Origin of the sequence: Kribbella deserti (genome assembly GCF_042434725.1) — a bacterium.
GTDB lineage: Bacteria > Actinomycetota > Actinomycetes > Propionibacteriales > Kribbellaceae > Kribbella > Kribbella deserti.
Genome location: NZ_JBHLTC010000039.1, coordinates 62,140 through 81,596 on the forward strand (window position 1 = coordinate 62,140; position 19,457 = coordinate 81,596).

The following is a 19,457-nucleotide window of genomic DNA, read 5'->3' on the forward strand; positions in this document are numbered from 1 at the left end:
CCGTTACCGGCCGGCCGACACGATGGTGCCGATCTTCTCACCCCGGATGACGCGGGCGATGTTGCCCTCCTCCAGACCGAAGATCACGATCGGAAGAGCGTTGTCGCGCGCCAGGCTGATCGCGGTGGCGTCGGCCACCTTGAGACCACGCGCGAGGAAGTCGTCGTAGGACAGGCCGTCGAACTTGACCGCGTCCGGGTTCTTCTTCGGGTCGGAGTCGTAGACCCCGTCCACGCCCTGCTTGCCCATCAGCAGCGCCTCGGCACCGATCTCCAGCGCCCGCTGGGCCGCCACGGTGTCGGTGGAGAAGTACGGCATGCCGGAACCGGCGCCGAAGATCACCACGCGGCCCTTGGACAGGTGCCGATCGGCCTTGCGCGGGATGTACGGCTCGGCGACCTGGCCCATCGTGATGGCGGTCTGTACCCGCGTCTCGATGCCGAGCTTCTCCAGGAAGTCCTGCAGTGCGAGGCAGTTCATCACCGTGCCGAGCATGCCCATGTAGTCGGCGCGGTTGCGCTCCATACCGCGCTGCTGCAGCTCGGCACCGCGGAAGAAGTTGCCGCCGCCGACCACGATCGCGACCTGCACGCCGCCGCGAACCACCTCGGCGATCTGCTTGGCGATCGAGTTGACCACATCGGGGTCGACGCCGAGCTTGCCGCCGCCGAACACCTCGCCGGACAGCTTCAGCAGCACCCGCTGGCGCTTCTCGGTCCCGGCCTGCTGCACCTGGACCTGTCCAGCCGAAGAGGCCGGATTCGTCTCGGTACCTTCGGTTTCCGTCACGACTCCGGCCTCCTCTTTAGGGCTGTGTTGACTGGTTGATCGGGTTGCCGTCAGGCCCCGACCTCGAAGCGCGCGAACCGCTTGACGGTCACGCCGGCCTCGTCGAGAACCGCCTTCACGGTCTTCTTGTTGTCGGTGACCGACGACTGCTCGAGCAGCACGACCTCCTTGAAGTAGCCGTTCACCCGGCCTTCGATGATCTTCGGCAACGCGCCTTCGGGCTTGCCCTCTTCGCGGGCGGTCGCCTCGGCGATGCGGCGCTCGGTCTCGACCGTCTCGGCCGGTACCTCGTCGCGGGTGGTGAACAGCGGACGCATCGCGGCGGCCTGCATGGCAGCGCCACGAGCGGCGTCGATGTTGTCGCCCTCGAACTCGACCAGCACGCCCACCTGGGCGGGCAGGTCGGCGGCACGCTTGTGCATGTACGCCGCGACCTTGCCGTCGAACAGCGCGACCTTGCCGAGCTCGAGCTTCTCGCCGATCACGGCGGCGAGGGACTCGATGTTCTCGGCGACGGTCTTGCCGTCGGCCAGCTTCTCGCTGAGCAGCCCCTCGATGTCGCCCACCTTGCTCGCCGCGGCGTGCGCGACGATGTCGGCGGCGAGCTGCTGGAACTGCTCGTTCTTCGCGACGAAGTCGGTCTCACAGTTCAGCTGGACCATCGCGTTCTCAGCGGCGGCGACGAGGCCGTTGCTGGTGGAACGCTCGGCGCCACGCTTGGCGGCCTTGGCGGCGCCGGTGACACGCAGCACCTCGACGGCCTTGTCGAAGTCGCCGTCGGTCTCGACGAGCGCCTTCTTCGCGTCCATCATGCCCGCGCCGGTGGCGTCGCGGAGCTTCTTAACGTCTGCGGCGGTGAAGTTCGCCATTCCTCGATCTCTCGTTTTGTCGGAGCGTCTGCTGGGTGGACTGGCCTGGGGCCGGACCGGAGCCTGGGGCTGCGGTCCGGCCTCGGGTAGATCAGGCCTTGGCGTCGTCGGCCTTCGGCGCCTCGTCGGCGACGGTCTCGTCGGCCTTCGGGGTCTCCTCGGCCGCGGGCGCCTCGACAGCGGCGTCGGCCTCGACGGCCGGCGCGGCGGGGGCCTCGGTGGCGGCAGGCGCCTCGGTGGACGCGGCAGCGGCGGCGTCGGCCGGGGTGTCAGCGGCGCCCTGCGTCTCCAGCAGCTCGCGCTCCCACGCGGCCAGCGGCTCCTCGGCACCCAGCTCCTCGCCGGCCGCGGCGGCACCCTGGCCACCACGCGACTTGAGGCCGTCGGCGACGGCGTCGGCGACCACGCGGGTCAGCAGGCCGACCGAGCGGATGGCGTCGTCGTTACCCGGAATCGGGAAGTCGACCTCGTCCGGGTCGCAGTTGGTGTCGAGGATGCCGATGATCGGCAGCTTGAGCTTGCGCGCCTCGTCAACGGCGAGGTGCTCCTTCTTGGTGTCGACGATCCAGACAGCGGCCGGAACGCGGGCCATGTCACGAATACCGCCGAGCGTCTTGAGCAGCTTGTCGTGCTCGCGACGCTTCTGCAGCAGCTCCTTCTTCGTCACACCGGAAGCGGCGACGTCGTCGAAGTCGAGCAGCTCGAGCTCCTTCAGACGCTGGAGCCGCTTGTTCACGGTCTGGAAGTTGGTGAGCATGCCACCCAGCCAGCGCTGGTTCACGTAGGGCATGCCGACGCGGGTCGCCTGCTCGGCGATCGCTTCCTGAGCCTGCTTCTTCGTACCGACGAAGAGGATCGCGCCGCCGGAAGCGACGGTGCTGCGCACGAACTCGTAGGCGCGGTCGATGTACGACAGCGACTGCTGGAGGTCGATGATGTAGATGCCGTTGCGCTCGGTGAAGATGAATCGCTTCATCTTCGGGTTCCAGCGACGGGTCTGGTGCCCGAAGTGGACGCCGCTCTCGAGCAGCTGCTTCATGGTCACGACGGCCATGAGGTGTTCCTCCTGTCGCGGCCCGGCTCCGCCGGGCACACCTGTCTCGGTTGTTCACGGCGGACCAGGGCGGTCCGTCGTGCCTGACGCCCACACGCACCAATCCCCTCGACCGAATGACCGGCTTCGAGGACCGAGAGGTGCGTCCGCCGTCCCACACCGAGGTGCGAGCTTTGGTAGGCGGGCGTGCGAAGTCGTCCCGCTCACACGGGACGCCTCCAGAAGTCTACGGGAGCAACCCGGCCCAGGTCGAACCGGCCCCGCCCACCGCCTCATCCGGCGGCGAGTTGTCCACAGAGTTCAACTCGGCCCTGTTCCGGGGTGCGATCAACGGCATCTTCTCCGCATGAGCACCCTCTCCCGGCCCTCCACTTGGCCACGCCCCAGACCACCGTCCCGACTACTGCCGCACTTCGTCCGCTGCAGCCTTTTCCTGCTCGCCGTCTTCTCCGCCCAAGCCACCTCACCGCTGGCACTGGCGGCCTCCGCCGAGGACGTACCGCGGGCTGTCCACGGCTGGCCGCTCACCCCCCGGCCGGAGGTCGTACGCGGCTTCGAACCTCCACCGGCACCATGGCTAGCGGGCCATCGCGGCGTAGATCTAGCGGGTGCGCCAGGACAACCCGTCCTAGCCCCCACCGCCGGCCGAGTCACCTTCGCAGGCGCAATCGCCGGCCGCGGCGTCGTCGTACTCACCCACGGCCGCAGTCGTACGACGTACGAGCCAGTGGTCGCAACAGTCCGCGTCGGCCAACCAGTCACGCCCGGTCAGCCGATCGGCCGACTCTCCGCCGCCGGCAGCCACTGCGCGCCAGCGGTCTGCCTTCACTGGGGCCTGCTCAAAGCCCGCCAGTACGCCGACCCGCTGTCCCTGGTCCGCCACCCCGTCCGCCTACTCCCCCTCCCACCACCAAGCCGACCGCCCACGGGTGCTGACGCCCGCCTGGGTTCGGAAACGCCTACGGGCGGAGGTTCACGCTCAGGCCAAGGACTTTCGGCCGGAGCGGCTGAGCGTGGGCCCGGGCCGGCGGCTGTGGAACGCGGCGTGAGCGCTGGGGGTGGCTCGGAGCGAGGGTTCGGGCATGGCGCTGCGGGAGCGTTGGCGGTTGGGCTCGCCGCGGCGGCGGTCATCGGCGGCGGCCTCGCGATGCGGAGGCACTGACGATGAACCGCCAGATCGCGGTAATCCGCGGCGTTCGAACGCTGAGCCCTCGCGTCGTACGACGGATGAGCGCGGAGGTCTCTCAAGACCACCCCAGGAACTACCCCAGCCCTAACCCGTCGTTCAGCCGAAGGGGCTCAGCTGCCGGGGACGCGGGCTTGCCAGGCGTCGTCGTCGCGGGCGCGGCGTTCGACCGTGGCGGGCAGTTTGCCGGAGCCCAGATCCGCGAGGGTGGTGTTCTCGAGGACGTCGCGCAGACTGTCCCGGGCGGCGATCCACACCCGCTGCAGCACGACGGCACGATCGTTGTAGTTGACGGCTTCGGGCCGGGAACCGGAGATGCTCACGATCGGCCCGTCGACGGCCCGCATCACGTCGGCGACCGAGATCTTGGCCGGGTCCATCGCCATCCGCCAGCCACCGGACTGACCACGCTGGCTGGACAGAATGCCGACCCGGCGCAGATCGGCCAGGATGCCCTGCAGGAACCCGTGCGGAATTCCCTGCGCCCGGCTGAGCTCCTCGGCGGAGATCACGCCGGGATTGTCCTCCGTGGATCGCCTGGTGATCTCGATCAGCGCCCGCAGCGCATAGTCAGACTTCGCCGAAACCCGCATACCGCGCAGTCTGCCGTATGGAAGCACCGCCCACACGCGAGGAGGCACCTCCCTGCCCACGCGTCGCCCAGTCCGGGCGGCCAGTCAGGCGCGCGGGTGGGCCTGGTTGTAGGCGCTGCGCAGGCGATCGCCGGAGACGTGGGTGTAGATCTGGGTGGTCGCGAGCGACGCGTGGCCGAGCATCTCCTGCACGCTGCGCAGATCGGCGCCACCCTCCAGCAGGTGGGTCGCGGCCGTGTGGCGAAGGCCGTGCGGCGACAGTTCAGGCGCTCCTTCGATGGCCGCGACGCGTTCGTGCACCAGACGCCGAACCGTGCGCTGGTCGATCCGCCCACCGCGGGCTCCGAGGAACAGCGCGGGTCCACTTCCGTCCTTGGCCAACATTGCACGCCCGTGGTTCTGCCAGCTTTCGAGGGCCTTCCCCGCCGGTACGCCGTAAGGCACCGACCGCTCCTTGCGCCCCTTGCCGAACACGCGCACGACCCGCCGGCCGGTGTCCACGTCGTCGACATCGAGGCCACACAACTCACCGACGCGGATACCGGTTGCGTACAGCAGTTCGATGATGGCCAGGTCCCGCAGTCCGACAGGACTACCGTCGTCGGCCGCGATCGCGCTGACCTCGAGCAACGCCTTGGTATCGCTCGTACCAAGCACGCCCGGCAGCGTCCGATGCGGTCGCGGACTCGCCAGCAGCGCGCCCGGATCGGCCGGCATCCGCCCGGTTCGCTGGGCCCACGCTGTGAAAACCCTGGCGGCCGTGGCCCGCCGGGCAATCGTGCTGCGCGCCTTTCCGAGGCTCTGCTGCTTCGCCAGCCAGGAGCGAAGTGACCGCAGGTCGAGACTGGTCAGATCGTTATGCCCCAGCCGCGTGAGGTGCTCGAAAAGGTCCGCGATGTCGCCAAGATAGGCCCGAACCGAGTGCGCACTGAGATCACGTTCGGCACTCAAATGCCGTTCGTAGTCATGCAGTAACGTAACGAAAACTCCTGACAAATCAGGGCTTTCCGGTCCCGGGGCGTCGGCCATGTCACGACCATGCGGCAGTGAGCGTGAACAGACAAGGCACCACGCGGTTGATCTGACCGGAGGCCTGGTCCCTGCGCCGGAGAGCGACTACTGTTCGCCCCGATTGCCCAAGTCGCAACGGAGGCACCCCTGACCATGGCCCCCTCGGCGAGCGGACAGACCATAGGCCGGAAACTTCCGGTCGAGTCGGCGTTCACCCGTGTCGAAGACGCACGTCACCGTCTCCCGCGCCTTTTCGGCCGCCGGGACATGGTCGTGCTCGGGCTCGGCGTGATGATCGGTTCCGGCATCTTCAGCCTCAGTGGCAAGAAGGCCGCGACCGTTGCCGGTCCTGCGGTGATCATCTCGTTCGTCGTGGCGGCGATCGTCTGTCTGCTGGCGGCGATGTGTTACGCGGAGCTGTCGTCCACCATTCCCGTATCGGGTAGCGCTTACACCTTCAGCTACGTGACGTTCGGCGAAACGTGGGCCTGGCTGGTCGGCTGGGCCCTCGTGCTCGAGCTGGTGACCGCGGCCGCGATCGTCGCCAGAGTCTGGGGCGCGTATCTGCTGGCCACTTTGGACGGGTTCGGGATAGGCATACCCGCGGCCCTCGCCGAGTTCGCCGGGCCCGAGGCGAAGGTCAACCTGGTCGCCCCGGCGCTGTTACTGCTGCTGACGTTCATGGTCGTGACCGGTACGAAGCTGTCCGCGCGTGTGCTCACGATCGTGGTGAGCGCCAAGGTCGCCGTGATCCTGCTGGTCGTCGTCGTCGGCGCCACGCACGTGAAGGCCGAGAACTACAAGCCCTTCATCCCGCCGGCCAAGGCAGCACCGGCCGAAGCCAGTCCGACTTTGCTGGGCTGGATCCTCGATCTCTCGTTCGGCCCGTTCGGCACCATGGGCATCTTCACCGCCGCCAGTGCGATCGTGTTCGCCTTCATCGGTTTCGACCTGATCGCCACCGCCTCGGAGGACGCGCGCAACCCGCGCAAGACGGTTCCGCAGGGCATGCTGCTCGGCCTCGGCGCCGTCACCGTGCTGTACCTGGCGATGGCCATCGTGCTCGTCGGGCTGCGCCCGTACGCGCAGCTCGGCGGCGACGCGCCCGTTTCGGAGGCGATGGCCTCGGTCGGTGTGGACTGGGCCGCGAACGTGGTCAACCTAGGCGCGCTACTGGCCTTGATGACCGTGATCATGGTGGTTCTGATCGCGCAGAGCCGCGTGCTGTTCAACATGGGCCGTGACGGTCTGCTGCCGAGAGGCCTCGGCCGGGTCAGCCGGGTGTACTCCTCCCCCGCTCGCGCGGCCACCGCCGCCGGTGCCGCGGCGATCGCGCTGACGCTGTACCCGAAGGTGCTGGAGCTCGAGGAACTGCTGGTCATCGGTTCGCTGTTCTGCTTCGCGTTCTGTGCGGTCGGCGTGCTCACGCTGCGCCGGACCGAGCCCAACCTGGAGCGCGGATTCCGGGTGCCGATGGTGCCGGTCGTCCCGCTGCTCTCGCTTGCCGCGACGATCTGGCTGATGCTCAACCTGGCCACCTCGACCTGGATCAAGTTCGCCATCTGGATGACGCTAGGCCTGGCCATCTACGGCTTCTACGGCCGCTGGCACAGCCGCCTGGCCAACGAGGACGAGTGGGACTTCGACACCGCGGACACCGATCCCGGCTCGGGCGGCCTGCGCGTCATCCGCAACGAGAACATCGGCCCCAACGGCAAGCCCCGCGGCCGCCACATGCGCCACTGATCCACCCGCTTTCCGAACCACCGAATCGCCGGCCGCACCTCGTGGCCGGCGATTCGCCTTTCCCGACGGTTGTCCACAGGCTCGAAATCGGCTGCTTCGAATTCCCGCAGATCACGGCATCTTCTCTGCCGGAGGTGGTATTCGATGCGGACCACGAACGCGGTCGGACAGTACGGCGAGGACCTCGCGGCGGGCTATCTCGTCGAGCAGGGGTTCTCGATCCTGGAGCGGAACTGGCGGTGTGACCTCGGCGAGGTGGACATCGTCGCACGCGAGGGGTCATGCCTGGTGATCTGCGAGGTGAAGACCCGGCGGGGCGTCGGCTACGGCAATCCCCTGGAGACGATCACCTATCGCAAACTCGCCCGCCTTCGGCAACTCGCCGGGCGCTGGTTGCAGGAACACGAGGTGCATCCGGAGCAGGTCCGGATCGACGTGATCGGGGTGATCTCGCCGCCGAACGGCGAGGTCGTCGTGGAGCACCTGCGGAGCGTGGCCTGATGTCGCTCGCGAGGACCTGGGCCATCGCGCTCGTCGGCTTGGAGGGCCATCTGGTCGAGGTCGAGGCAGACATCGCCAGCGGATTGCCCAAAACCACACTGATCGGCCTGCCCGACGCGGCTTTGACCGAGGCCCGCGATCGTGTGCGAGCGGCCGTCGTCAACAGCGGCGAGGAGTTTCCCTTCCGGAAGCTCACGATCGGCCTGTCCCCGGCCACGTTGCCCAAGGCCGGTTCCCATTACGACCTGGCCATCGCTTGCGCGCTTCTCGGCGCCGTTGGGGTGCTCCCAGCCGATCGGCTCTACCGAACCGCCCTGATCGGCGAACTCGGCCTCGACGGTCGGGTCCGGGAGATCCGCGGCACCTTGGCGATGACGCTGGCCGCGGCCGGTGCCGGCTTCGAGGCGATCATCGTGCCCGAGCTGAACGCGAATGAGGCCAAGCTGGTGCCGGACATCACCGTGTTCGGGGTGCGTTCGCTTCGCCAGGTCCTCGCGCTGCTGCGTGGCGAGGAGATCCCCGACGAGGAGCCGCCCCGCGCCGAGCCACGTTTGACCTCCGACAGCCTGACTCGTCGCGTGCCCGACCTGGACCTGGCCGACGTCGCCGGACAGAAGGACGGGCGGCTCGCGCTCGAGGTGGCAGCGGCCGGTGGTCATCACCTGTTCCTGCACGGTCCACCCGGCGCGGGCAAGACCATGCTGGCCGAGCGGCTACCCGGGCTGCTGCCCGATCTCGACACCTCCGACGCCCTGGAGGTCTCGGCCGTTCACTCCCTCGCCGGACTGATGTCAGGCGGCGAGGCCCAACTCGTCACCCGTCCGCCGTTCATCGCGCCCCATCACACCGCCTCGCTGGTGAGCCTGGTCGGCGGCGGGTCGGGTATGCCGCGGCCCGGTGCGATCAGTTGCGCTCATCGCGGAGTCTTGTTCCTGGATGAAGCGGCCGAAATGCATCCCCTCACGCTCGACACCCTCCGCCAGCCGCTGGAGTCGGGCATGATCGAGATCCACCGAGCAGTTGCCGTGGGCAAATTTCCCGCCCGGTTCCTGCTCGTGCTGGCGGCCAATCCCTGTGCCTGCGGCATGGCGGGAGTGCCCGGCGGTCTGTGCTCGTGCAGCCAGCACACCATCCGCCGGTACGGCGAACGCATCAGCGGCCCAATCCGCGACCGGATCGACATCGTCCGGGCGGTCATGCCGTCCACGCGCGTCGAACTCGCCGACAGCAAGGAAGACCGCGAGTCGACCGCCACGGTTGCGGCCCGCGTGGCCGAAGCACGGAACCGCCAGCGTCACCGTTTCAAGGGGCATGACTGGCGCCTCAATAGCGAAGTGCCTGGACCGGTTCTCCGTCGAGACCATCCGCCAGACCAGGCAGGGCTGGAGGAACTCGAGGAGAAGTACGCCGCCGGCAAGCTCAGCGCCCGCGGTTTCGATCGGGCCCTCCGCCTCGCCTGGACCCTCGCAGACCTGACCAGTGCCCCTCGCCCCACGAAGGAGACCGTTGCGACGGCCCTCCAGCTCCGCACCGGCGCACCCCTTATCCCGCCAGGCAACCACCGCGACATCCGGAGATCCGCATGACTGCCACAGCGTCCGACACCACCGATACCGCCGCAGCCACCGATGAGGGGCGCGAGGCGGAACGGATCGCCAGGGCCGGGCTGTCCCGCGTGATCGAGCCAGGTGATCCGGCCGCGCTGGCCACCTTCGACGGTATGGGCCCGGTCGAGATCTGGCATCGACTTCAATCGGGGGGTCCCGACGTCGAGCGGTGGTCCGCCCGAGTCGCCGAAGCTCGCCCGGAGGACGAACTTCGGCACGCCCTGAAGGCGCACTACCGATTCGTCATCCCTGGCGACGACGAATGGCCCGACCAGATCGAGGTGCTGGCGGATGCCGGGCAGTTGAGCCGCCGCGGAGGCGTTCCGTTCGGGCTCTGGGTGCGTGGTTCGGCCGACCTGCGCAAGTTGCTCGAGCAGTCCATCGCCGTGGTCGGAGCCCGCGCCTGTACGCCGTACGGCGAGCACGTCGCGGGCGAACTCTCGGCTGGTCTGGCCGACAAGGGCATGACCGTCGTATCCGGCGGCGCGTACGGCATCGACGCGGCGGCCCATCGCGGAACGCTCGCCGCCTCGGGTACGACGATCGCCGTGCTCGCCTGCGGGGTGAACGTGAGCTATCCGAAGGGCAATCACGCCTTGTTCGACCGGATTCTCGAAAAAGGCCTGATCGTGAGCGAACTACCTCCGGGCTGCTCCCCCACCAGGCTCAGGTTCCTCGCACGGAACCGGCTGATCGCCTCGCTCAGCCTGGGCACGGTCATCACCGAGGCCGCCGTCCGCAGCGGCGCCCTGAACACGGCGGGTTGGGCCGAGCAGTGCGGTAGACCAGTGCTCGCCGTGCCGGGGCCGATCACCTCCGCGAAGTCCGAGGGGAGTCATCTCCTGGTCCGCGAACGGAACGCCCTCCTCGTCACCAGCGCCTCGGACATTCTGGAAGCCGTCGCGCCATACGGATCGCACCTGGCCGAACCGCGGCGTGGTCCCCAACGCCCCTCCGACGGCCTCACCCCGGACGAACTGCGGGTGCTCGACGCCGTACCTGTCGTGGTCCCCGCCACGCTCACCAGCATCAGCCGAACGGCAGGCCTGGAACCACAAGTAGTGAAAATCGCCCTCACCCACCTCGCCACCGCCAACCTGGTCGAACCCCTAGCCGACCGCTGGCGCCTCTCCAAATCCCACAGGACAAACCAATGACCACCAGCACGAAACCCATCCACGCCACCACCGAACCAACCCGCACGGCCTCCGAACCATCGGTCGCCACACATCCAGCGACCACCGGACACCTCAGACCGGACTGCCGGGCCGGAATCGGACAGGACGGTGGCAGCGCGCGGCGGGAGGCGAGCGGGCACGCTGCGGGCGGCGCACTCCCTCAGCTAGACGGAACGGCCGGGGCCGGTGCTGGGCGGCGGTTTGTGCTTGACCGGTTGGTGGATGTGTCGAGGGTGAGCGGGGTGGGGTGGGTCGCCGAAGGCGTCGAGTTCAGCGATGGCTCGGTGGCGTTGCGGTGGCCCGGGGATACACCCTGCACCGCGGTCTTTCCCGAGATCGAAGCGGTGATCCGGGTCCACGGGCACGGGGGCAAGACCGTAGTCCGCTGGCTCGACCCACCTCACGCCGTCATTGACCGCGTCGAGGCCTCCGAGAGCCACCAAGACCCCAGCACCGCAGCGGCAGCGGGCGGAGACAGAGCCGCAGCTGCCGACGGAGCCGCAGCCGCCTGAACGTGGCAGCTGCGGACTCCGGGTTGGGTTAGCGGCCGAAGTCGGAGTCTTTGGGGACTTCCAGGTCGGACTTCGAGAGCTCCTCGATATTGACGTCCCGGAAGGTGACCACCTTCGCGTTCTTGACGAAGCGCGCTGAGCGGTAGACGTCCCAGACCCAGGCGTCGGCCATCGTCACCTCGAAGTAGACGTCACCGCCCTCGGTCCGGACCTTCAGGTCGACGGCGTTGCACAGGTAGAAGCGCCGTTCGGTCTCCACGACGTACTTGAAGATCCCGACGACGTCCTTGTACTCCCGATAGAGCTGCAGCTCCATATCGGTCTCGTACTTCTCGAGGTCGTCAGCACTCATCGGCTCTCCACTCCGGCGGGACTGCCCACATTCTGTCCCATATCGGGCCGCAGGCTGCGGCGGACATTCTCGAACCGCCGACGATGTTCTGGACACGGACCGTGTTCGTCCAGCGCGGCCTGGTGTTCAGGCGTGCAATATCCCTTGTGGATGTCGAAGTCGTAGCGCGGGTAAAGCTCGTGCATCTGGGCCATCACCCGGTCACGCGTCACCTTCGCGATGACGGAGGCGGCGGCGATACAGGCGGCGACGCGGTCGCCCTTCCAGACGGCCAGGCCGGGAACACCGAGGCCGTCGACGCTGAAACCATCGGTCAGCACGTACGACGGACGGGTGTCGAGGCGGAACAAGGCCCGGCGCAGGGCCTCGACGTTGGCGACGTGCATGCCGAGGCGGTCGCACTCGGCGGCCTCGATCGAAACGACCGACCAGGCCAGTGCGCGCTTGCGGACCTCCTCGTAGACCCGGTCACGGGCCTTCGCGGTGAGCAGCTTGGAGTCGGCCAGACCGGGGATCTGACCGCGTTTGCCGTCCGGCAGGATCACCGCGGCCGCGACCAGTGGACCGGCGCAGGCGCCACGGCCCGCCTCGTCGACACCGGCGATCGGGTCGAGTCCGGCGCGGCGCAGGGCGCGCTCGTAGCCGTAGATGCCGGCATCGCGCCGGATCGTGCTGCCGCGTGGCATCACGGTCATCGCCGTCCTCCGAACGCCTCGTTCCTCCGACGCTGCCTTCCACCGCCCAGTGTGCCCACCACGGGACCCACTATCCCCCGCCGGTGAACCACCGTGCCGATCCAACCCACTGTGCAAACCCGACCAATCGCGCCGAATTGACCAGCCATGCCGACCCGACGAGCAGCGCCGACCCGACTGACCCGGCCAAGCGCGGCGACCCGGCTGACCCTGCCAACCCGACGAACCGCGTCGAGCTGGCTCACTGTGCCGACGATGGGAATCACTTTGGTGGCGGGGTGAGCGCGATGACGGGTTTGGCGGGGGCTGGGCCGACCGCGGGGGGCACGTTCTTGAAGGTGTCGGGCCGGCCGAGTTTCGAGAAGTTGCTCGCGGGCCAGACCACCAGGACAGCGCGGCCGGTGATCTTGTCGAACGGTACGAACGCCGCGTCGCCGGGCGTCGTACCCTCCGCGCCGGTGTCGGTCAGGTGCACCCGGGAGTCGCCCGAAGCGGAACGGTGGTCGCCCATGACGAACACCTTGCCCGCCGGAACCGTGACCTGAAACTCCATCGCGGACGGCGCGTCACCCGGGAACAGGTAGCTGGACTCTTCCAGGGGCTGACCGTTGACCATCAGACGGCCCTGCTTGTCGCAGCAGACGACCTTGTCGCCGGGCATCCCGATCAGGCGCTTGATCAGGTGACCGTGGCTCGAGTCGGGCAGCAGGCCGACCACCTCGAAGAAACGGCCGACCGAACCTCGCTTCTGACCGCTTTCCTCGGCGCCGAGCCAGCCGCCCGGATCCTCGAAGACGATCACGTCACCGCGTTCGGCTTCGGTGATCTTCTCCACCACGACGCGGTCGCCGATGACGAGGGTGTTCTGCATCGACTCACTGGGAATGATGAACATCTGGCCGACGAAGGCCCGGAGAATCGAGGAGACGATCAGCGCCCCGACCACGATCAGCACGAATTCACGGGCGGCGGCCGCGAGCCCCGAGCGGGGTGAATTGGCCGGTTCTTTGATCGCCGTCTCAGTCACTTCTTCAGCCCCGGGTTCTCGAAGGTTTCCGGAGGACGCAGCTTCGTCATCCGGTCAGAGGGCCAGATTACGCAACAGGCCCGGCCAACCACGTCGTCGACGGGAACGAATCCCCCGCCGGGACCGCCCAGATGCGAACGCGAGTCCGCCGAGGCGCTCCTGTTGTCACCCATCAGCCACAGCGTCTTCGGCGGCAGGCGCACGTCGAAGCGCTGCGTGGACGGCTTCGCGCCCTCGGCGAGATAGGACTCCTCGTCGAGCGGAATGCCGTTCACGGTGATCCGGCCCTTCAGGTCGCAGCAGATCACCCGGTCGCCACCGATACCGATGACCCGCTTGACCAGGTGCCCGGTGCCGCTTCGGGGCAGGATGCCGACGAATTCGCCGACCTTGCGCAGCGGCCCGGGCTCCGGCTGCTGCTCGTTGAGCCAGTTGCCGGGATCGGCGAACACGACGATGTCGCCGCGTTCGACGTCGCGGTGCAGATAGCTGATCTTCTCCGCCAGGATGCGGTCATCCTTGGTGAGCGTGCCGTACATCGACTCCGAGGGCACGTAGAAGGCCTCCGCGACAAAAAGCCGCAGGCCGACGGTGATGGCCAGCGCGAGGACCGTGACGGTGAGCGTCTCGATCACAAAGCTGAGCAACCGGCCATGACGCGAGCGCCGGCGCGCTCGCCGGTGCCTGCCCCTGCCGGTCGCCGCCGGGCTGGTCCCGGCGTGCGACGACATGCTGGGTTCGTCGACCGCGATCAGGAGGCGGGAATGTCCCGCTTCTCCTTGATCTTGGCAGCCTTGCCGCGCAGCTCACGCAGGTAGTACAGCTTGGCGCGACGGACGTCACCGCGGGTGACGACCTCGACCTTCTCGACGATCGGGGTGTGGATCGGGAAGGTGCGCTCGACGCCGACGCCGAAGCTGACCTTGCGGACCGTGAAGGTCTCCTGCAGGCCACCGTTCTGCCGACGGATCACAACACCCTTGAAGACCTGGACGCGGGACCGGCTGCCCTCGACGACCTTGACGTGCACGTTGACCGTGTCACCGGGACGGAAGTCGGGAATGTCGTCGCGCTTGCTCGCGTTGTCGAGCTCGTTCAGGACGTTGGTCATCAGGTGTCTCTTTCTCGCGCGTGCCACAGGTCACCCACGAAATGCTCGGTGGTGAGAAGTCTCAAGGACGTGCCGTCCGGTGGTCACCCCCTGTGGCAGGAGCACCTTTCGGCAACAGCGACCAAGTTTGCCACACCGGCCCAGGCGCGGCGAAATCAGCGCCGGCGGCGACGTTTGGCCAGGTGGACCATTTCCACCAGCGGGGTCTGCGCTTCGCGACCGGTCTCCCGGTACCCCGCCTTGGCGTAGAGCCGCAGATTGCTCTCGCTGCGCGCTCCAGTGAACAGCTTGTACGTCGTCACCGAGGCGGGCGCAGCGTCTTCAGCGAGCTTGAGCAGCCGCTTGCCGACTCCCCGGCCCTGCCAGTCCGGAGCCACCATCAGGCGGTTGATCTCGGCAGACTCGCCGTCATCGGCTACAACCACGTAGACGACCCCGACGATCCTCGTGCCCGCGACGGCCTTCCAAGCGGCACTACTCGCCAGACGCGCCTCAACCTCCGCTACGCCGTCCAGCAGCGGCGGGATGCCCAGTTCGCCGTACACCTGGGCCTCTTGGACGTAGCAGGCGCGCTGGAGCGTCAGGAGTTCCCCAGCGTCATCAGCGGTCGCCGGGAGGATCCGAACCTCGTCCGCCGAGCTGGCGGCACTACCCCAGGCCGCCAGGAGATCCGGTCGGCGCTCGGCTGTACGACGTACGGACTCGTCGTGGCGCCAGGAGGCGATGGCGGCGTGGTTCCCCGACAGGAGAATGTCGGGTACGGCGTACCCGCGCCAGGCGGGGGGCTTCGTGTAGACGGGGTATTCCAGCAGGCCGCCGCCCGAGTGGGACTCCTCGGCCAGGGACTCGGGATTACCGATCACCCCGGGCAGGAGCCGCGCGATGGCCTCGACCATGACCAGCACGGCCACCTCGCCACCGTTGAGCACGTAGTCACCGATGGAGACCTCGTCGACCTGCATCCGGTCAGCCGCGTACGACGCCACGCGCGCGTCGATACCCTCGTACCGACCGCAGGCGAACGCCAGCCACGGTTCGGCGGCCAGCTCGTACGCCAGCTCCTGGGTGAACGGACGGCCCGCGGGCGTCGGCACGATCAGCCGCGGCTGCGACGGGCCTTCGGCGGGAGCGATGGCGTCCAGGGCCTCACCCCACGGCTCGGGCTTCATCACCATTCCGGCGCCACCGCCGTACGGCGAGTCGTCCACGGTCCGGTGACGGTCATGCGTCCACTCGCGCAGGTCATGCACCCGGACGTCCAGCAGGCCGGATTTCGCCGCCTTGCCGACCAGGCTGATGTCTAGCGCCGTCAGGTACTCCGGGAAGATCGAGACGACGTCCAGCCTCACGACGAGGCCCCCGGGTCCGTCGGTACTACCTCCGCGCCTTCGGGGTCGAGCAGGCCCGGGCGGTCCGCGACGATGACGTAGCCCTCAGTCGGTCCAAGCGTGGTCACGATCTCGGGCACCAGCTCGGCGACCAGCGGCACCAGCACGGTCTGGCCGCTCGGACGGCGGATCTCCAGCAGGTCCTGCGACGGCAGGTGCACGACGGTGGTCACCACGCCGGCCTGCTCGCCCTCGGTGGTCCGCACCGGCAGGCCGACCAGGTCGCGGTCGTAGAACTCCTCCGGGTCCTCCGGCTGCTCACCCTCGGGCGTCTCCGCCAGCACCATCACGTTGCGCAGCTGCTCGGCGGCGGTCCGGTCGGGCACGCCCTCGAACCGCACCAGCAGGCGCTCGCCGTGCCAGCGGAAGGCCTCCACCGTGAGAGTCCGCGGCGGCTTGGTCTCCGTGGTCAGCCGTGCGCCGACGGCGAACCGCCGCTCCGGCTCGTCGGTCCGGACCTCGATCCCGACCTCACCCTTGAGCCCGTGCGCCCGGCCGATCCGGCCGACAGTCACCTGCACCGCTGGTCCCACTCTCTACCTAGTCACAAAAACACTGAACGCACAAAACGCTGGAGGCACAAAACGCTGAAGAAGAATCGGCTGAGGGCCGCACCCGCCGGAGCGGGTGCGGCCCTCAGTGTGAAGCTGGCCGAGATCAGCGGCGCGGACGCCGGTTGAACTCGTCGACGAAGTCGATCCGCACGGACGACTCACTGCTGAGCGCGCCCACCACGGTCCGGATGGCGGTCGCCGTCCGGCCGTTGCGGCCGATCACCTTGCCGATGTCGTCCGGATGCACGTGCACCTCGAGGGTGCGTCCGCGCCGCAGATTGCGGGCCCGGACCGAAACATCGTCGGGATTGTCGACGATGCCACGCACCAGGTGCTCGAGCGCCTCGGTCTCCACCACGGTCAGGCCTTGGCCTCGTCCGCGGTCGCCTCAGCGGCGGGAGCCTCGGTAGCCGGAGCCTCGGCAGCCGGGGTCTCCTCGGCAGCGGGAGCCTCGTCAGCCTTGGCGGCGTCGGCCTTCTTCTTGGCCGGGGCCTTCTTCGCGGTGACGGCCTCGGTCTTCGCGGTGCCGTGCGCCTCGGCGAGGGCCTCGTTGAAGATCTCCAGCTTGTCCCGCTTCGGCTCCTTGACCCGCAGCGGCGCCGGGGCCTCGAGGCCCTTGAACTTCTGCCAGTCGCCGCTCGCCTTGAAGATCGCGGTAACGGCCTCGGTCGGCTGCGCGCCGACGCTCAGCCAGTACTGCGCCCGGTCGGACTCGACGTAGATGAACGACGGCTCGGCCTTCGGGTTGTACTTGCCGATCTCCTCGATGGCGCGACCGTCCCGCTTGTTGCGGGCGTCCATCACGACGATGCGGTAGAACGGCGCACGCTTCTTGCCGACGCGCTTCAAACGGATCTTGACTGCCACGTTTGTGGGGTCTCCCTTGGAATACTGTCTGAGTGAGCGGCGTGGGCATCGTGGGGACAACACCAGGACCGCTCGATGGGCCGGCCGGCATGTGGAGTTAGAGGGCTGCACAAGATCCGGACGGACTCAGCCCGACATTCTGCCAGACCACCCGCCAACTGGCCAACTTGCCACCGAAGCCCGCAGCGCGCCAGACCAGCCAGCCCCGGAGCGCCGGAGCAGCTAGTCCGGAGCGCCGGAGCAGCCGGCCCGGCAAGCGTTGGACCGAAGAGCTCAGAGCCGGAACGCGCCCAGCTCCCGATGATGCCCGGCGTACGCCGACAGCAGCGAGCCCGCGGCGGTCACCGAGTCGATCAGCGGGTGATGCGCGAAGGCCCGGATCGCCGCCGTACGGGATCCGGTCGTGGCGGCCTCGATCGTCGACCGCTCGACCGACTTGATCGCGCAGACCAGGCCCGCCTGGTGGTCCGTCAGCTGAGTCCCGCCGACCGGCGTCGGGCGGGCACCGTTGGCGTCCACCACACACGGGATCTCCACCACCGCGTCGTCGTCGAGGTGCTTCAGCACGCCCCGGTTGCGCACGTTCAGGATCAGCGAGGCCCGTTCGTTGTGGGCGATGGCCCGCATCAGACTCAGCGCGACCTGCTCGTAACCACCCGCCGACATGTCCCGCTCGTCGCGTTCACCCGCGTCGGCCACCTCGCGACTCTCCACCATGTACGTCGACTCGCGCTCGGCCCGGGTTCGCTGCCAGGCCTCCAGCGCCAGCTCGGGATGCCGACCGGCCTCCGCGTAGAACGCCGACTGCTGGTCCTGCAGAAAGGCCCCGCGGGTCTGCTTGCTTCCGGCAACGGCCGCGAGGGTCTCCCGGGCGAAGTAGTAATAGTGCAGGTACTCGTTCGGGATGGCACCAAGGCTCCGCAGCCACTCCGGCCCGAACAACCGCCCCTCTTCGAACGACCCCAGCCGCTCGTCAGAGGCCAGCAACTCGGGCAACCGGTCCACGCCGTCGAAGTACAGTCCGCGCAGCCAGCCGAGGTGGTTCAGCCCCGCGTAGTCGTAGTAGACCTGCGACGGATCCAGCTCCAGCGCCTGCGCCGCGCGACGGCCAAGGCCGGAAGGCGAGTCGCAGATACCGATCACCCGGTCACCGAGGTACGGCAACATGGCCTCGGTGACCATGCCGGCCGGGTTCGTGAAGTTGATCGTCCACGCTCCCGGTGCGAGCGCCGCGATCCGCTGCGCGACGGCCGTCGCCACCGGCAGGGTCCGCAATCCGTAGGCAATACCGCCCGCGCCGACGGTCTCCTGGCCAAGTACGCCGAGGTCCAGCGCGACCCGTTCGTCGATGGTCCGGCCTTCCAAACCGCCCACGCGGATCGCCGAGAAGACGAAGTCCGCGCCGCGTAGCGCCTCGTCCAGCGACGTCGTCTCCGTCACGACGGGCGGTTTCTCCACACCGGCGGCTCGCGCCTGTTGCCGAAGCACCGCGCCAATCGCGGACAGGCGCGCGCGATCGGCGTCGTACAGCACGACCTCGGTCACCCGGCCTTCACCGCGATCCGACAGCAACGCCTGATACACCAGTGGCACGCGGAATCCCCCGCCGCCGAGAATCGTCAACCTCACGCCAGCACCACCTCCACACCCGCTTCGGTCCAGTGCGCGCGGGTCGTCTCGTCGGCGCTGGGTTCGGTCACCACCATGGTCAGCTCGCCGGGTTCGCACACCTTGGCCACACCGTGCCCCGGGAACTTCGTCGCGTCCGCCAGCAGCACCACCCGGTCCGCGGCCCGGATCATCGCGCGCTTGACCGGCACCTCGATCATCGTGCTGTCCATCACCCGCCCGTCGGGCCGGATCCCGCTGGTACCGAGGAACAGCCAGTCGACGTGGATGTGCTTGAGGCACTCCTCGGTGAGGAACCCGACCAGCGATCGGTAGCTGCGCCGCACGAATCCGCCCAGCACGATCAGCTCGATCGCGTCGTCGTGCTGCAACTCCTCCAGCACGGCCAGATTGCTGGTCACCACGGTGATCGGCTTGCCGTGCAGGTGCTGCGCGAGCCGCAGGGCCGTCGTACCGATGTCGAGCAGCACGGAATCGCCGTCGGCCACCAGTTCGGCGGCCCGCGCCGCGATCCGGTCCTTCTCCGCGGCATGCACCACGGCGACCTCGGCGAACGGGTCATCCCCGTCGTCGACCGCGAGCGCGCCGCCGTACACCCGGGTGAGCCGGCCTTGTTCGTGCAGTTGCTCGAGGTCACGGCGAATCGTCGCCTCACTGACCCCGAGCTTGGCCGCGAGCACCTTGACACCGCCCGCGCCATCGGTCCGGAGCGCGCGCACGATCTGATCCTGCCGTTGCTGTGGCAACACAGAGAGACCGTACCACGCAAACTCCGTCATATTCGATCA

22 protein-coding genes are annotated in these 19,457 nt (G+C 68.4%); 6 read left to right on the top strand and 16 right to left on the bottom strand.

The window, feature by feature from the left end; translation table 11 throughout:
• Positions 1-3: 3 nt before the first annotated feature.
• The 3 genes from pyrH to rpsB form a co-directional block, all read right to left on the bottom strand.
• Positions 4-732, bottom strand: coding sequence for a UMP kinase (pyrH, locus tag ACFFGN_RS30190; protein WP_380055104.1), 729 nt, complete (start codon positions 730-732; stop codon positions 4-6).
• 107 nt (positions 733-839) lie between these two features.
• Positions 840-1,658, bottom strand: a complete 819-nt coding sequence (gene tsf / locus ACFFGN_RS30195; protein WP_380054547.1) for a translation elongation factor Ts — start codon at positions 1,656-1,658, stop codon at positions 840-842.
• Between the two features lie 91 nt (positions 1,659-1,749).
• Entirely contained in the window at positions 1,750-2,712 is a 963-nt protein-coding gene (rpsB, locus tag ACFFGN_RS30200) for a 30S ribosomal protein S2 (protein WP_380054550.1), read from the bottom strand.
• Positions 2,713-3,058: 346 nt separating this feature from the next.
• Between rpsB and ACFFGN_RS30205 the strand changes: the two genes are divergently transcribed.
• Complete coding sequence (locus ACFFGN_RS30205; RefSeq protein WP_380054552.1) at positions 3,059-3,874, top strand: M23 family metallopeptidase; 816 nt, start codon at positions 3,059-3,061, stop codon at positions 3,872-3,874.
• A gap of 137 nt (positions 3,875-4,011) precedes the next feature.
• On the opposite strand, the gene ACFFGN_RS30210 is transcribed toward ACFFGN_RS30205, so the two are convergent.
• A complete protein-coding gene (locus ACFFGN_RS30210; protein WP_380054555.1) occupies positions 4,012-4,491 on the bottom strand; it encodes an RrF2 family transcriptional regulator in 480 nt (159 codons plus the stop codon).
• 84 nt (positions 4,492-4,575) lie between these two features.
• Complete coding sequence (locus ACFFGN_RS30215) at positions 4,576-5,520, bottom strand: tyrosine recombinase XerC (protein ID WP_380054558.1); 945 nt, start codon at positions 5,518-5,520, stop codon at positions 4,576-4,578.
• Between the two features lie 249 nt (positions 5,521-5,769).
• Between ACFFGN_RS30215 and ACFFGN_RS30220 the strand changes: the two genes are divergently transcribed.
• The 5 genes from ACFFGN_RS30220 to ACFFGN_RS36120 all read left to right on the top strand — a co-directional run bounded on the left by ACFFGN_RS30220 (position 5,770) and on the right by ACFFGN_RS36120 (position 11,046).
• Positions 5,770-7,248 carry an APC family permease gene (locus tag ACFFGN_RS30220; RefSeq protein ID WP_380054561.1) on the top strand — a complete coding sequence of 493 codons (1,479 nt, stop codon included), beginning with the start codon at positions 5,770-5,772 and terminating at the stop codon, positions 7,246-7,248.
• 144 nt (positions 7,249-7,392) lie between these two features.
• Positions 7,393-7,749, top strand: a complete 357-nt coding sequence (locus ACFFGN_RS30225; protein WP_380054564.1) for a YraN family protein — start codon at positions 7,393-7,395, stop codon at positions 7,747-7,749.
• Complete coding sequence (locus ACFFGN_RS30230; protein WP_380054567.1) at positions 7,749-9,335, top strand: YifB family Mg chelatase-like AAA ATPase; 1,587 nt, start codon at positions 7,749-7,751, stop codon at positions 9,333-9,335. Before ACFFGN_RS30225 ends, ACFFGN_RS30230 begins: the two co-directional genes overlap by 1 nt.
• Positions 9,332-10,513, top strand: a complete 1,182-nt coding sequence (gene dprA, locus ACFFGN_RS30235; RefSeq protein ID WP_380054569.1) for a DNA-processing protein DprA — start codon at positions 9,332-9,334, stop codon at positions 10,511-10,513. The genes ACFFGN_RS30230 and dprA overlap by 4 nt, the downstream gene beginning before the upstream one ends.
• Positions 10,510-11,046: a hypothetical protein gene (locus ACFFGN_RS36120; protein ID WP_512700337.1), complete on the top strand. Its 537-nt coding sequence runs from the start codon at positions 10,510-10,512 to the stop codon at positions 11,044-11,046. The genes dprA and ACFFGN_RS36120 overlap by 4 nt, the downstream gene beginning before the upstream one ends.
• A 28-nt stretch (positions 11,047-11,074) precedes the next feature.
• Here ACFFGN_RS36120 and ACFFGN_RS30240 read toward each other — a convergent pair whose 3' ends face one another.
• The 11 genes from ACFFGN_RS30240 to ACFFGN_RS30290 all read right to left on the bottom strand — a co-directional run bounded on the left by ACFFGN_RS30240 (position 11,075) and on the right by ACFFGN_RS30290 (position 19,448).
• Positions 11,075-11,398 (bottom strand): DUF2469 domain-containing protein, encoded by a 324-nt coding sequence (locus ACFFGN_RS30240; RefSeq protein WP_328992506.1) that lies wholly within the window; start codon positions 11,396-11,398, stop codon positions 11,075-11,077.
• Positions 11,395-12,093 (bottom strand): ribonuclease HII, encoded by a 699-nt coding sequence (locus ACFFGN_RS30245; RefSeq protein ID WP_380054573.1) that lies wholly within the window; start codon positions 12,091-12,093, stop codon positions 11,395-11,397. Before ACFFGN_RS30245 ends, ACFFGN_RS30240 begins: the two co-directional genes overlap by 4 nt.
• Before the next feature lie 262 nt (positions 12,094-12,355).
• The gene (lepB, locus tag ACFFGN_RS30250) at positions 12,356-13,120 is read right to left on the bottom strand and encodes a signal peptidase I (protein WP_380054575.1); all 765 of its coding nucleotides are present in this window, start codon (positions 13,118-13,120) and stop codon (positions 12,356-12,358) included.
• The gene (gene lepB, locus ACFFGN_RS30255) at positions 13,117-13,755 is read right to left on the bottom strand and encodes a signal peptidase I (RefSeq protein WP_380054578.1); all 639 of its coding nucleotides are present in this window, start codon (positions 13,753-13,755) and stop codon (positions 13,117-13,119) included. Before lepB (ACFFGN_RS30255) ends, lepB (ACFFGN_RS30250) begins: the two co-directional genes overlap by 4 nt.
• Positions 13,756-13,871: 116 nt before the next feature.
• Complete coding sequence (rplS, locus tag ACFFGN_RS30260; RefSeq protein ID WP_380054580.1) at positions 13,872-14,231, bottom strand: 50S ribosomal protein L19; 360 nt, start codon at positions 14,229-14,231, stop codon at positions 13,872-13,874.
• Between the two features lie 155 nt (positions 14,232-14,386).
• Entirely contained in the window at positions 14,387-15,580 is a 1,194-nt protein-coding gene (gene trmD / locus ACFFGN_RS30265; protein ID WP_380054582.1) for a tRNA (guanosine(37)-N1)-methyltransferase TrmD, read from the bottom strand.
• Positions 15,577-16,140 (bottom strand): ribosome maturation factor RimM, encoded by a 564-nt coding sequence (rimM, locus tag ACFFGN_RS30270; RefSeq protein ID WP_380054585.1) that lies wholly within the window; start codon positions 16,138-16,140, stop codon positions 15,577-15,579. Before rimM ends, trmD begins: the two co-directional genes overlap by 4 nt.
• Before the next feature lie 136 nt (positions 16,141-16,276).
• Positions 16,277-16,528, bottom strand: coding sequence for an RNA-binding protein (locus ACFFGN_RS30275; RefSeq protein ID WP_380055107.1), 252 nt, complete (start codon positions 16,526-16,528; stop codon positions 16,277-16,279).
• Between the two features lie 5 nt (positions 16,529-16,533).
• On the bottom strand, positions 16,534-17,040 hold the full coding sequence (rpsP, locus tag ACFFGN_RS30280) for a 30S ribosomal protein S16 (protein WP_380054588.1): 507 nt from the start codon (positions 17,038-17,040) through the stop codon (positions 16,534-16,536).
• Between the two features lie 273 nt (positions 17,041-17,313).
• Positions 17,314-18,669 carry a 6-phospho-beta-glucosidase gene (locus ACFFGN_RS30285; RefSeq protein WP_380054591.1) on the bottom strand — a complete coding sequence of 452 codons (1,356 nt, stop codon included), beginning with the start codon at positions 18,667-18,669 and terminating at the stop codon, positions 17,314-17,316.
• Positions 18,666-19,448, bottom strand: coding sequence for a DeoR/GlpR family DNA-binding transcription regulator (locus tag ACFFGN_RS30290; protein ID WP_380054594.1), 783 nt, complete (start codon positions 19,446-19,448; stop codon positions 18,666-18,668). The genes ACFFGN_RS30285 and ACFFGN_RS30290 overlap by 4 nt, the downstream gene beginning before the upstream one ends.
• Positions 19,449-19,457 lie beyond the last annotated feature (9 nt).

Bases quoted from the DNA above. Each gene is read 5' to 3' on its own strand.
- tsf (WP_380054547.1), bottom strand. From the start codon at position 1,658: ATGGCGAACTTCACCGCCGCAGACGTTAAGAAGCTCCGCGACGCCACC.
- rpsB (WP_380054550.1), bottom strand. From the start codon at position 2,712: ATGGCCGTCGTGACCATGAAGCAGCTGCTCGAGAGCGGCGTCCACTTC.
- ACFFGN_RS30205 (WP_380054552.1), top strand. From the start codon at position 3,059: ATGAGCACCCTCTCCCGGCCCTCCACTTGGCCACGCCCCAGACCACCG.
- ACFFGN_RS30210 (WP_380054555.1), bottom strand. From the start codon at position 4,491: ATGCGGGTTTCGGCGAAGTCTGACTATGCGCTGCGGGCGCTGATCGAG.
- ACFFGN_RS30215 (WP_380054558.1), bottom strand. From the start codon at position 5,520: ATGGCCGACGCCCCGGGACCGGAAAGCCCTGATTTGTCAGGAGTTTTC.
- ACFFGN_RS30220 (WP_380054561.1), top strand. From the start codon at position 5,770: ATGGTCGTGCTCGGGCTCGGCGTGATGATCGGTTCCGGCATCTTCAGC.
- ACFFGN_RS30225 (WP_380054564.1), top strand. From the start codon at position 7,393: ATGCGGACCACGAACGCGGTCGGACAGTACGGCGAGGACCTCGCGGCG.
- ACFFGN_RS30230 (WP_380054567.1), top strand. From the start codon at position 7,749: ATGTCGCTCGCGAGGACCTGGGCCATCGCGCTCGTCGGCTTGGAGGGC.
- dprA (WP_380054569.1), top strand. From the start codon at position 9,332: ATGACTGCCACAGCGTCCGACACCACCGATACCGCCGCAGCCACCGAT.
- ACFFGN_RS36120 (WP_512700337.1), top strand. From the start codon at position 10,510: ATGACCACCAGCACGAAACCCATCCACGCCACCACCGAACCAACCCGC.
- ACFFGN_RS30240 (WP_328992506.1), bottom strand. From the start codon at position 11,398: ATGAGTGCTGACGACCTCGAGAAGTACGAGACCGATATGGAGCTGCAG.
- ACFFGN_RS30245 (WP_380054573.1), bottom strand. From the start codon at position 12,093: ATGACCGTGATGCCACGCGGCAGCACGATCCGGCGCGATGCCGGCATC.
- rplS (WP_380054580.1), bottom strand. From the start codon at position 14,231: ATGACCAACGTCCTGAACGAGCTCGACAACGCGAGCAAGCGCGACGAC.
- ACFFGN_RS30290 (WP_380054594.1), bottom strand. From the start codon at position 19,448: ATGACGGAGTTTGCGTGGTACGGTCTCTCTGTGTTGCCACAGCAACGG.